The 11,926-nt window shown below is 65.4% G+C and carries 13 protein-coding genes; 9 read left to right on the top strand and 4 right to left on the bottom strand.

Features of this window, described 5'->3' with window-relative positions; translation table 11 throughout:
• Nucleotides 1-7: 7 nt before the first annotated feature.
• Entirely contained in the window at nt 8-778 is a 771-nt protein-coding gene (gene yaaA / locus ACEN9H_RS16430) for a peroxide stress protein YaaA (RefSeq protein ID WP_413671266.1), read from the top strand.
• Nucleotides 779-993: 215 nt separating this feature from the next.
• Here the strand turns inward: yaaA and ACEN9H_RS16425 are convergent, their stop codons facing one another.
• Nucleotides 994-1,833, bottom strand: coding sequence for an outer membrane protein assembly factor BamD (locus tag ACEN9H_RS16425; RefSeq protein ID WP_413671265.1), 840 nt, complete (start codon nt 1,831-1,833; stop codon nt 994-996).
• A 67-nt stretch (nt 1,834-1,900) separates the two neighbouring features.
• Between ACEN9H_RS16425 and ACEN9H_RS16420 the strand changes: the two genes are divergently transcribed.
• A complete protein-coding gene (locus ACEN9H_RS16420; protein WP_413671264.1) occupies nt 1,901-2,938 on the top strand; it encodes an RluA family pseudouridine synthase in 1,038 nt (345 codons plus the stop codon).
• Nucleotides 2,938-3,732, top strand: coding sequence for a peptidoglycan editing factor PgeF (pgeF, locus tag ACEN9H_RS16415; protein WP_413671263.1), 795 nt, complete (start codon nt 2,938-2,940; stop codon nt 3,730-3,732). Before ACEN9H_RS16420 ends, pgeF begins: the two co-directional genes overlap by 1 nt.
• A gap of 11 nt (nt 3,733-3,743) precedes the next feature.
• On the opposite strand, the gene ACEN9H_RS16410 is transcribed toward pgeF, so the two are convergent.
• Nucleotides 3,744-4,013: a hypothetical protein gene (locus ACEN9H_RS16410; protein ID WP_413671262.1), complete on the bottom strand. Its 270-nt coding sequence runs from the start codon at nt 4,011-4,013 to the stop codon at nt 3,744-3,746.
• A 50-nt stretch (nt 4,014-4,063) separates the two neighbouring features.
• On the opposite strand from ACEN9H_RS16410, the gene phaC reads away from it, so the two are divergent.
• The 4 genes from phaC (at nt 4,064) to ACEN9H_RS16390 (ending at nt 9,440) form a co-directional block, all read left to right on the top strand.
• Nucleotides 4,064-5,818 (top strand): class I poly(R)-hydroxyalkanoic acid synthase, encoded by a 1,755-nt coding sequence (gene phaC / locus ACEN9H_RS16405; RefSeq protein WP_413671261.1) that lies wholly within the window; start codon nt 4,064-4,066, stop codon nt 5,816-5,818.
• A gap of 175 nt (nt 5,819-5,993) precedes the next feature.
• The gene (phaR, locus tag ACEN9H_RS16400) at nt 5,994-6,548 is read left to right on the top strand and encodes a polyhydroxyalkanoate synthesis repressor PhaR (RefSeq protein WP_413342679.1); all 555 of its coding nucleotides are present in this window, start codon (nt 5,994-5,996) and stop codon (nt 6,546-6,548) included.
• A 213-nt stretch (nt 6,549-6,761) separates the two neighbouring features.
• The gene (gene rimO / locus ACEN9H_RS16395) at nt 6,762-8,165 is read left to right on the top strand and encodes a 30S ribosomal protein S12 methylthiotransferase RimO (protein WP_413671260.1); all 1,404 of its coding nucleotides are present in this window, start codon (nt 6,762-6,764) and stop codon (nt 8,163-8,165) included.
• 108 nt (nt 8,166-8,273) lie between these two features.
• A complete protein-coding gene (locus ACEN9H_RS16390; protein ID WP_413671259.1) occupies nt 8,274-9,440 on the top strand; it encodes a cystathionine beta-lyase in 1,167 nt (388 codons plus the stop codon).
• On the opposite strand, the gene ACEN9H_RS16385 is transcribed toward ACEN9H_RS16390, so the two are convergent.
• Both ACEN9H_RS16385 and trxC read right to left on the bottom strand, forming a co-directional pair.
• Complete coding sequence (locus tag ACEN9H_RS16385) at nt 9,441-9,803, bottom strand: DUF4870 family protein (protein WP_413671258.1); 363 nt, start codon at nt 9,801-9,803, stop codon at nt 9,441-9,443. It lies immediately after the preceding gene.
• Nucleotides 9,804-9,849: 46 nt separating this feature from the next.
• Nucleotides 9,850-10,293 (bottom strand): thioredoxin TrxC, encoded by a 444-nt coding sequence (trxC, locus tag ACEN9H_RS16380; RefSeq protein ID WP_413671257.1) that lies wholly within the window; start codon nt 10,291-10,293, stop codon nt 9,850-9,852.
• 113 nt (nt 10,294-10,406) lie between these two features.
• On the opposite strand from trxC, the gene ACEN9H_RS16375 reads away from it, so the two are divergent.
• Entirely contained in the window at nt 10,407-11,192 is a 786-nt protein-coding gene (locus ACEN9H_RS16375) for a DUF72 domain-containing protein (RefSeq protein WP_413671256.1), read from the top strand.
• Entirely contained in the window at nt 11,156-11,914 is a 759-nt protein-coding gene (locus tag ACEN9H_RS16370; protein ID WP_413671255.1) for a Mut7-C RNAse domain-containing protein, read from the top strand. Before ACEN9H_RS16375 ends, ACEN9H_RS16370 begins: the two co-directional genes overlap by 37 nt.
• Nucleotides 11,915-11,926 lie beyond the last annotated feature (12 nt).

Below are 11,926 nucleotides of genomic sequence, written 5' to 3'. Positions count from 1 at the left end.
TAACTAAATGCTGATCGTTCTCTCGCCCGCCAAGTCCCTCGACCTCGAATCGCCACCCACCACGCAGGAGCGCACGACGCCCCGCTTCATCGACGATGCCGCCGAATTGATCCGCGTTCTCAAGCCGAAATCGCCGGCCGAGATCGGCGCGCTGATGGATATCTCGGACCAGTTGTCGGTGCTGAACGTGACCCGTTACGCCGACTGGCACCCGGACCACGCCGACGCGCGCCAGGCCATCATGTCGTTCGACGGCGACGTCTATACGGGCCTGGCTGCGCGCACGCTCGGCAAGCAGGCGCTCGGCTATGTGCGCGACCGCGTGCGCATCCTGTCGGGCCTGTACGGCGTGCTGCGACCGCTGGACGCCATGCATCCGTACCGCCTGGAGATGGGTACGCGCCTCGCGAACCCGCGCGGCAAGGATTTGTATGCCTTCTGGGGCGAGCGGGTGACGGCCGCGCTGAACGCGGACCTGAAGGAAGCGGGCGCGCCGGTCCTCGTGAACCTCGCGTCCGAAGAATACTTCAAGTCCGTCAAGCCGAAGCTGCTGGACGTGCCCGTGATCACGCCCGTGTTCGAAGACTGGAAGAACGGCAAGTACAAGATCATCTCGTTCTTCGCCAAGCGGGCGCGCGGGATGATGGCGCGCCATGCGGCCGAGCAGGGCATCACGGACGTCGAGCGCCTGAAGGACTTCGACGTGGACGGGTATGCGTACGACGAGGCCGTCTCGACGGACAAATCCTGGGTGTTCCGCCGGCGCATCGAAGGCTGACGACGTCGACAAATTCGGGGTCAGAGCACTTTTTTGCGCAAGGTCCTCGAAGTAAGTTCTGCGCGTGTCGCCGGGCGCGAATGTCCATGGACGGCGTGCACGCGCGCAGAGCGTTGCCAGAGCAACGGGTCGCAGGATATTGATCGGAAATGTGCTCTGACCCCGAATTTTGGGCCAGGGGGGCGAAAAAAAGCCCGCTTGCGCGGGCACTGGGGTTACTGCACGGCGTCTTTCGGCGCCGGTTTGGGGCCGGCCTTGGCCCAGAACTTCCACCACGGCGCGTCGCCCGAACCCTTGCCGCCCAGGAAGCGGCTGTTCGGGTAGTTCATGGTGAAGATGCGCTGCGTGTCGTCGCGCAGCTCGAACATGCCGAGCTTGTCGTAGGCGCGAATCATGATGAACAGCGCTTCCTCGCGCGCCGGGGATTCGCTGAACTGGGTAACGGCGCCCTGGGCGCGGTTCAGCGCGGCCAGGTAGGCGCCGCGGCGGTAGTAGTAGTTCGCCACGTGCACTTCGTACTGCGCCATCGCGTTGATCAGGTAGTTCATGCGGGCGACCGAGTCCGGCGCGTATTTGCTGTTCGGGAACTTGTCGACCAGTTCCTTGAACGCGGCAAACGCTTCGCGCGTCGCCTTCGGGTCGCGCTCGGTCGGATCCTGGGCGTAGATGAAGCTGAGGAAGCCGATCTGGTCGTTGAAATTAATCAGGCCGCGCAGGTAGTACATATAGTCGACCTGCGGGTGGTTCGGGTGCAGCTTGATGAAGCGTTCGACGGCAGCCAGCGCCTCGGCCTGGTCCTGCGCCTTGTAGTGCGCATAGGCGATTTCCATCTGCGCCTGGGCGGCGTAGGTGCCGAACGGATAGTTGGATTCGAGGCGTTCGAACAGCTTGATCGCGGCTTCGTAGTGGCCGCCCGCCATTTCCTCCTGCGCGTCAGCGTATAATTTCGATGCTGACACGTTCTTGTTTTCGTCGGATCTTTCCGGCAACAAACCGCAAGCTGACAAACTGAGCAGGACGCTAGTCAGGACTAATACAGACAATTTTTTTTGCATAAGCTCTTAGTGCAAGAAAGTTTTACCGAGATTCAACGAACGGCTGATTATAGCCGATGGGACTGACGTGATATTAACTGCTGCGCCGAATTCGGCGGAAAACCTTTTCGACCCCGACCTGGATGAGGACCTCGACGCCGAGCTCGATGCCGGCACCGGTGGCCCTGATTATTCTCCGATCACCCTGGAACTGGAGCCAGAACACTGCGGCCAGCGGTTGGACAAGGTCGTGGCCGGGTTGGTGCCCCAGTTCTCGCGCAGCCGCCTGCAGCAATGGTTCGACGAAGGCCACATCCTCGTCGACGGCAAGCCGGCGAAGGGCAAGAGCACGGCCTATGGCGACGAGACGGTCACCGTCGTGCCGCAGCCGGCGCCCGAGGATACGGCCTACACGCCGGAAGCGATGGAACTGGACATCGTCCACGAGGACGACGCCATCATCGTCATCAACAAGCCGGCCGGCCTCGTGGTGCATCCGGGCTCGGGCAACTGGTCGGGCACCCTGCTGAACGGGCTGCTGCATCACTGCCCGCAACTGGTGTCCGTGCCGCGTGCCGGCATCGTGCACCGCCTCGACAAGGACACGAGCGGCCTGATGGTCGTCGGCAAGACGCTGGAAGCGCAGACGGACCTCGTGCGCCAGCTGCAGGCGCGCACGGTGAAACGCGAATATTTCGCGCTCGTGTGGGGCACGCCGCGTGCGTACGGCACCATCGATTCGGCGATCAGCCGCGATGCGAAGGACCGCGTCAAGATGGCCGTGTCGAACAGCCCGTCGGCGAAGCCGGCCATCACGCACTACGAACTGCTGGAGACGGGTGAGCTCGACCGCCGCCCGGTCAGCCTCGTGCAATGCCGCCTGGAGACGGGCCGCACGCACCAGATCCGCGTGCACATGCAGTCGCTGGGCTACAGTCTCGTCGGCGACACCGTGTACGGCAAGCAGCACCTGCGTTCGTTCTTCCACCGCCAGGCGCTGCAGGCGCGCCGGCTTGGGCTCACGCACCCGGCCACCGGCGAGCACATGGAATGGGTCGTGCCGCTGGCCGACGATTTCGCGGAACTTCTGGAACAGGCCGGGATCGAAGAACCGGAAGCGATCTGATGCCGGAATCCGATCTGCAGGACGCTGATCTGATCCATCCCGCGACCCAATGGCCCGATCTGCCTGACGCGTTCGGTGCCCTGGCCACGACGCGGCGCGGCGGCGTCAGCATGGGCCCGTACGGCGACGGGCGCGACGGTGGCGGGCTGAACCTGGGGCGGCACGTGAACGACGATCCGGAGGCCGTGCAGGCCAACCGGATGCGCCTGCGCGCGCGCCTGCCGGGTCCGCCCGCGTGGATCGCGCAGGTGCACGGTCCCGACGTCGTCGATGCGGCGGCCGTCCAGCCGGGCGGTCCCGTGCTTACGGGCGACGCGAGCATCGCGACGGTGCCTGGCGTCGTCTGCGCCATCCTCACGGCGGACTGCCTGCCCGTGCTGTTCGCGGACCTGGGCGGCAAGGTCGCGGGCGCCGCGCATGCGGGCTGGCGCGGGCTGGCCGGTGGCGTGCTCGGTCAGACGGTCGCGGCCATGCGCGCGGCTGGCGCGGGCGAGATCACGGCCTGGCTCGGGCCGGCGATCGGCCGGGACGCGTTCGAAGTGGGCAGCGACGTGCTGGCCGCCTTCGAGGCCGCGTTGCCGGGGCAGGTGGACGATGCTTTCCGGCCGTATGCGGGGCGACCGGGCAAGTATCTGGTGGACATGTATTTGTTGGCGCGTCGCATGCTGGCCCGCGACGGGATCACGCGCGTCCATGGCGGTGACCGCTGCACGGCGAGCGAAACCGACTGGTTCTATTCTTATCGCCGCGATGGCGTGACGGGCCGGCAGGCCAGCCTCATCTGGTTGAAATAAGCGCGGGCCGTTCAGCGGCCCCCATCGCGGCCGTGTCCGGCCGCACCGCCATCGGCGCCCGCCACATGGCCTGCCACGGGCACGACCGGTGTTCCGTCCGCCGTCCTCGACGCCGCCTGCGCCGCGCGGGCGCGCCGCCGTCTTGATCCCGCAAGGTAAAAAACGATTGAGAATGGCAACACGCCATAGCCGAAAAAAGTCATAATGCCGCCAACCACAGTCGGCTCCGTCGCCGCCATCAGGGTTACGACGTACATCCATCCTATGGCTACGATCCACATGCGATGCTCCGGTTGCTGTCGATAAAACGATTCTACACAATGGACGCCTTATGAATACGCCTGATGCTACCCCGCAGATGCTTGCCGCACCCTGGATGGCGCCGTTTGCGCAATTCACCGATCCCTCCGCCTGGCAGTCCTGGATGAAACTCCCCGACGGTGCCGACGGCTCGGCAGCGTTCGCACCGGTGGCCAAGATGCTGGGCGATATCGGCGCCGGGCTGTCGCAGGGCAAGCTGGAAGCGCTGCGCAACGATTACCTGCAAAAGGCGATGAAGCTGTGGCAGGATCTTGTCACCGGCAAGCTGCCGTCGTTCAGCGACCGCCGCTTTTCCGCGCCCGAGTGGACGGCGAACGCGATGTCCGCGTACAGCGTCGCGTCCTACCTGCTGAATTCCGAATTCCTCATGGCGCTGGCCGAGGCCGTCGAAGCGCCGCCGCGCGACAAACAGAAAATCCGCTTCGCCGTCCAGCAGATCGTCGATGCGATGTCGCCCGCGAACTTCCTCGCGACGAATCCGGAAGCCCAGCAGAAAATGATCGAGACCAAGGGCGAGAGTCTCACGAAAGGCTTGCAGAACATGCTGGCCGACCTGCAGAAGGGCCGCATCTCCCAATCGGACGAGTCCGCGTTCGAAGTGGGCCGCAACGTCGGTATGACACCGGGCACGGTCGTGTTCGAGAATCACTTGTTCCAGCTGATCCAGTACACGCCGGCGACGCCGACCGTGCACGAGGTGCCGCTGCTGATGGTGCCGCCGTGCATCAACAAATACTACATCCTCGACTTGCAGCCGGAGAATTCCCTCGTCCGCTACCTGGTGGAGCAGGGCAATACGGTGTTCATGCTGTCCTGGCGTAATCCGGACCAGAGCCTGGCCGGCACGACGTGGGACGATTACGTGGAGCAGGGCGCGATCCGCGCGCTGGACGCCACGCGCGCCATCACGGGCCAGGACAAGGTGAACGTGTTCGGCTTCTGCGTGGGCGGCACGATCGCCGCGACCGCGCTGGCCGTGCTGGCCGCGCGCGGCCAGAAGCCGGCCGCCACCCTGTCGCTGTTCACCACGCTGCTCGATTTCTCGGACACGGGCGTGCTCGACGTGTTCGTCGACGAGACCCAGGTCAAGCTGCGCGAGCAGCAGTTGTCGCGCGGCGGCCTGATGCCGGGACGCGACCTGGCGACGACGTTCTCGGCACTCCGTCCGAACGACCTCGTGTGGAACTATGTCCAGCAAAACTACCTGAAAGGCAAGACGCCGCCCGCGTTCGACCTGCTGTACTGGAATGCCGACAGCACGAACCTGCCGGGCCCGATGTATTGCTGGTACCTGCGCAATACCTATCTCGAGGACAAGCTGAAGGTGCCGGGTGCGCTGACGGTGGCCGGCGTCAAGGTCGACCTTGGCGCCATCGATTGCCCGACCTTCCTGTACGGCTCGAAGGAAGATCACATCGTGCCGTGGGAAGCGGCGTTCGCGTCGATGGGATTGCTCAACCCGAAGAAGCCGAAGAACAACCGTTTTGTGCTCGGCGCATCGGGACACATCGCCGGCGTGATCAACCCCGCGTCGAAGAACAAGCGCAGCTACTGGGTCAACGAGGGCGGCAAGACGCGGCCGAAGACGGCGGCCGACTGGTTCGCCGGCGCCGTCGAGAAGAAGGGCAGCTGGTGGCCGGAATGGGCGAAGTTCCTCGTCGAACACGGCGGCAAGGAAGTCGCGCCGCCCGCACAGCCGGGCAATGCGCAGTATCCGGCGATCGAGCCGGCGCCGGGCCGGTACGTCAAGGCCAGGGCCGATTGAAGAGGCGGCAGCCGCGTTGCGAAAAAAATCATTCAGTTGCTCAGCGAATAATTGCTGCACCTGCGTTCGCAACGTGGTATTTTTAGCGGATATCCTCTTGGAATCGGAGACGCCGCAGGAGATCCCCGCGGTCGCCGCATAATAAATGCGCTACGGCGCTGTACATGGAAATGAGATGAGTAGTGTCAAAAAAAGCACTGAACGCCTGATCAAGAAGTATCCGAACCGCCGGCTGTACGACACCCAGACCAGTTCTTACATCACCTTGTCCGACGTGAAGCAACTCGTCCTCGATTCCGACGAGTTCACGGTCGTGGATGCCAAGACGAACGAAGACCTGACCCGCAGCATCCTCCTGCAGATCATTCTCGAAGAGGAAGCGCACGGCGTGCCGATGTTCTCCAGCGGCGTGCTGTCCCAGATCATCCGCTACTACGGCCACGCGATGCAGGGCATGATGGGGTCCTACCTGGAAAAGAACGTGCAGGCGTTCACCGACATCCAGAACAAGTTCGTCGGCTCGGCCGCGGGCGCGATGGAAGGCAAGCCGTTCAGCACCGAGATGTGGACCCAGTTCATGAACATCCAGGGCCCGATGATGCAGGGCATGATGAACAACTACATCGACCAGAGCAAGAACCTGTTCCTGCAGATGCAGGAGCAGATGCAGAGCCAGAGCAAGGCGATGTTCGGCGCGTTCCCGTTCGGGGTGCCGCCGGAGAAGAAATGAGTGCATAAAGCACGGCGCACTCAAATCTGTCATTTCCGGCATTGCCGGAAATGACTTCCCGCGTAGGCGGGAATCCAGGTTCCCAGGCGCTCCCGCGGCGCTGAAACTGGGCCCCTGCCTTCGCAGGGGCGACGTTCCAAGGCCATCGATTTCCCTCCGCCCCCGCTTCCTGTACAATCGCGGATTGCCCTGAACGTTTGCCGCAATCCGACAATGCAAGAACTCCGCCGTAATCCTCCCCCCGCCACCTCCGACGCCGCCGGCAATGCCGTGCCGCCGAAGGTCGGTTTCGTCTCGCTCGGCTGCCCGAAGGCGCTCGTCGACTCCGAACAGATCCTCACGCAGCTGCGCGCGGAGGGTTACGAGACCGCCAAGTCGTATGCCGGCGCGGACCTCGTGATCGTCAACACCTGCGGCTTCATCGACGCGGCCGTGCAGGAATCGCTGGATGCGATCGGCGAGGCGCTGGCCGAAAACGGCAAAGTGATCGTCACGGGCTGCCTCGGCGCCAAGAAGGATGCATCGGGCAGCGACATCATCACCAAGGTGCACCCGAAGGTGCTCGCGGTGACCGGTCCGCACGCCGTGGCCGAAGTGATGGAGTCCGTCCACATCCACCTGCCCAAGCCGCACGACCCGTTCATCGACCTCGTGCCGGACCACGGCGTCAAGCTCACGCCCAAGCACTATGCCTACCTGAAGATTTCGGAAGGCTGCAACCACCGCTGCAGCTTCTGCATCATCCCGTCGATGCGCGGCGACCTGGTGTCGCGTCCCATCCACGACGTGCTGCAGGAAGCGGAGAACCTGTTCAAGGCGGGCGTCAAGGAACTGCTCGTGATCTCGCAGGACACGAGCGCATACGGCGTGGACGTCAAGTTCCGCACCGGCTTCTGGAACGGCCGCCCCGTCAAGACGCACATGACGCAGCTGATGGAAGCGCTGGGCCAGTTGGCGAAACAGTACGGCGCGTGGGTGCGCATGCACTATGTGTACCCGTACCCGCACGTGGACCAGGTGATTCCGTTCATGGGCGAGCACGTCCTGCCTTACCTGGACATCCCGCTGCAGCACGCGCATCCGGACGTCCTGAAGCGCATGAAGCGCCCGGCCAGCGGCGAGAAGAACCTCGACCGCATCCAGGCATGGCGCAAGATGAACCCGGACCTCACGATCCGCTCGACGTTCATCGCCGGCTTCCCGGGCGAGACGGACGCGGAATTCGAATACCTGCTGGACTTCCTCAAGGAAGCGCAGATCGACCGCCTGGGCTGCTTCGCCTACTCGCCGGTCGAAGGCGCGACGGCGAACGAGATCGCGAATCCGGTGCCGGACGAGGTCAAGGAAGAGCGCCGCGCACGCGTGATGCTGCTGCAGGAAGAAATCTCGGCGCAGCGCCTGCAGGCGAAGGTCGGCAAGACGATCCGCGTGCTCGTCGACGAAGCGGGCCCGCGCGAAGCGGTCGGCCGCTCGGCGGCGGATGCGCCGGAAATCGACGGCGTCGTCCACATCAAGCGCGCCCTCACGCCGGGCAAGGCCAAGCCGGCCGTGGGCGAATTCATCGACGTGGTCGTGACGAAGGCGGATGCGCACGACCTGTGGGCGACGGTCGCCTGACAACGACCTCGTCATTCCCGCGCACGCGGGAAACCATACTGAGTCGGCTGAAGTGACTCGGCATGGGTTCCCGCTTTCGCGGGAACGACGATACATGGAGCATCCGACGTGACGAAGACAAAGTCCATCCAGACCACGCTCACCCACAGCGACTACCGCCCGCCGGCCGGCTTCGCCGCATACCCGACGCCGATCCACCACGCGTCCACGGTCCTGTTCAAGGACGTGGCCAGCCTGCGCTCGGGCGACTGGCGCAGCAAGCAGGCCTATACCTACGGCCTGCACGGCACGCCCACGACGTTCACGCTGGAAGCGCGCCTGGCCGCCATCGAAGGCGGCACGCATTGCCTGCTGACGCCGTCCGGGCTCGCCGCCATCTCGATGATCCTGCTGGCGCTGCTGAAGTCGGGCGACGACGTCCTGCTGCCCGATAACGTCTACAACCCCACGCGCGAGCTGGGACGCTGGCTCGCGAACGACTTCGGCGTCTCCGCGCGTTTCTACGATCCGCTCGTGGGCGCGGGCATCGCGGACCTGATCCAGCCGAACACGACACTGATCTGGACCGAGGCGCCGGGCTCCGTGTCGATGGAAGTGCCGGACCTGCGCGCAATCTGCGCGGCGGCGCACGACAAGGGCATCCTGGTCGCGCTGGACAACACCTGGGCCGCAGGCCTCGCACTGCGCGGCTTCGACGTCGGCGCCGACATCGTCATGCAGGCGCTGACGAAATACCAGTCGGGCGGCTCGGACGTGCTGATGGGCGCCGTGATCACGCGCGACACCGCCATCAACGACCGCATCGCGACGTCGCACATGCGCCTCGGCATGGGCGTGGGCGGCGACGATGCCTGGCTCGTGCTGCGCGGGCTGGAAACGATGAAGCTGCGCTTCGACGCGCACGATGCGTCCGCGCGCAAGGTGGCGGCGTGGCTGGAAGGCCGCCCCGAAATCGCGAAGGTGCTGCACCCGGCATTCGAGGATTGCCCCGGCCACGACGTGTGGAAGCGCGATTTCACGGGCGCGGGCGGCCTGTTCTCCGTGGTCTTCGACGCGCGTTTTTCGGGCGAGCAGGTGGACCGCTTCGTCGACGCGCTGGCACTGTTCGGCATCGGGTACAGCTGGGGCGGGACGCACAGCCTCGCGGTGCCGTACCGGATGCAGGGGATGCGGCGCGGCTGGCCCGAGACGGGCCCGCTCGTGCGCTTCAACATCGGCCTCGAAGGGACCGACGATCTCATCGCGGACATCGAGCAGGCGCTCGGCCGGCTCTGATCACACCGGCATCGCGCGGTTGTTGTTCAGGTCGAGGAAGCCGCGGATGATCCGGTACGCCATCCACAGCCATGCGCCGGCACCGACGAGCCACGCGATCGGAATCCCGATGATCGTGATGGCAAGCACCACCGCGACCACCATCCAGACCAGGTAGAACCAGAACGACCGGATCATCCACGTGTGGTGGCTGTACACCATCGTCCCGGCCGTATCGGGCCGGCGCATGTAATTTACGATCAGCACGAGGATCGACAGCGTGCCGAGCGAAAAGAAAAACGTGAGCGCATGCGCGACGTACAGGATGCGGGCGAACTGCTTGGCATCCTCGAGGCCGCGTTCGTAGACGAGTTCCTGGGCCATGATCTCTCCTGGTTCTAGATTGCCATTACCATAACCGATCGGCCGCTCATGCGGCGCGCGCGGTCTGCTGCACCCACGCGACGAGGCGGTTCGCATCCATCGCCCCGGCCTGGCGCGCGATCTCCCGGCCGCCCTGGAACAAGGCGATCGTCGGGATGCTGCGGATGTTGTAGCGCGCCGCGAGATCCTGCGATGCTTCCGTATCGACCTTCAGCAGCCGCGCGTGCGGTTCCAGCCGGCCGGCGGCCTGCGCATACGCGGGCGCCATCATGCGGCACGGGCCGCACCACGCGGCCCAGAAATCGACGAGGACGGGGATATCGTTGCGTCCGACGTGCTTGTCGAAGCGGGCGGACGACACGTCCGTGGGCTGGGCCGTGAACAGCGCCTTGGCGCATTTGCCGCAGACGGGCTGGTCGGCCAGGCGCTCGCCCGCGACGCGGTTGACGGCGTCGCAGTGCGGACAGACGATGTGCAGGGACTCGGCCATGGTGTTCCTCCTGTAGGTAATCGATATTCTGGGCCCGGTGGCGCGTGCGCCGTCGATCATGCCGTTCGACATAGAATCGGATGCCGGGCGGATGCCCTCCAACATGGGTCCAGATGAGCGAATTGCAATCCACGGCAGTCAATCGGCCCCTGATCGGCTGCGCCGGCTGGGGCCTCAACAAGGACGTGGCGGCCGACTTCCCCGTCGAAGGCAGCCACCTCGAGCGCTATGCGGCCGTGTTCCCCGCGGTCGAGATCAACTCGTCGTTCTACCGGCCGCACCAGCCGCAGACGTACGCCCGCTGGGCCGCCAGCGTGCCCGACGCCTTCCGTTTCTCCGTCAAGCTGCCGAAGGCGATCACGCACGAGGCGAAGCTGCGCGACGCGGACGCGTTGCTCGACCGTTTCGTCCGCGAGGCCGGCGAACTGGGGCAGAAACTGGGCTGCGTGCTCGTCCAGCTGCCGCCCAGCGGCGTGTTCGATGCGGAGACCGTCGCCGATTTCCTGCCGCGCCTGCGCGCACGCTTTCCCTGCATGGTGGCGCTGGAAGGGCGCCATCCGACTTGGTTCGGCGACACGGCGACCGCGCTGCTGCGCGAGCACGGCGTCACGCGCGTGATGGCCGATCCGCCCGCCGGCCAGCCCGGACCGCACGCGCCGACGACGGCGTCGACCTACATCCGCCTGCACGGCACGCCGCGCATCTACTACTCGTCCTATCCGCCCGAGTTCCTGCGCGAGGTCGAGCAGCGGATCGTCGCGATGACGCAGCCCGGCGCGGACCTCTGCTGCATCTTCGATAACACGGCCGAGGGCCATTCGGTGCCGAACGCACTGGAGGTGCTGCGCGGCGTGGACGAATCATGGTCAGCGCGACGTTCCGCTTCTACGGCGAACTGAACGACTTCCTCGCGCGCGAGCGGCGCGGCCGTTCCTTCGCGGCGCCGTGCGCGCGCGCCGCCACGACCAAGCACATGATCGAGGCGCTCGGCGTGCCGCACACGGAGGTGGAACTGGTGCTGCTGAACGGCGAGCCGCGGGGACTGGACGACATCCTGGAAGAGGGCGACCGCATCGCCGTCTACCCGCGCTTCACGACCTTCGATGTGGCCGACGTGGCGCGGCTGGACCAGCGTCCGCCGGGACGCGCGCGCTTCGTCGCGGATGCGCATCTCGGCGGTCTCGCGCGGCTGTTGAGAATGGCGGGGTTCGACACCATCTACCGCAATACGCTGAACGACGCCGAAGTCGAAGCGATCGCGCTCGATGACGGCCGCGCCGTGCTGACGCGCGACCGCGAACTGCTCAAGCGCCGCGGCATCGTGTACGGCTGCTACGTGCGGGCATTGAAGGCGGAAGCGCAGCTGCGCGAAGTGGCCGAGCGCTTCGGCCTGGCCGAGCGCATGCGCCCGTTCACGCTGTGCCTGTCGTGCAATGCGCCGCTGCGGCCCATCGCGAAGGCGGAGGTGAGGGACCGGCTGCCGCCGCGCGTGGCCGCCACGCAGGACGAGTTCAGCACGTGCGACTGCTGCCACGGCGTATTCTGGAAGGGCTCGCACTGGCGGCGCATGGCAGGCGTATTAAATGAGATACACTACTTGCCCGGACGAGCCATCCGTTGACAGCGTGACCCC

The sequence above is a fragment of the Massilia cellulosiltytica genome (genome assembly GCF_047325105.1).
GTDB classification, from domain to species: domain Bacteria; phylum Pseudomonadota; class Gammaproteobacteria; order Burkholderiales; family Burkholderiaceae_D; genus Telluria; species Telluria orientalis.
This window is presented reverse-complemented; position numbering and strand designations above follow the sequence as displayed.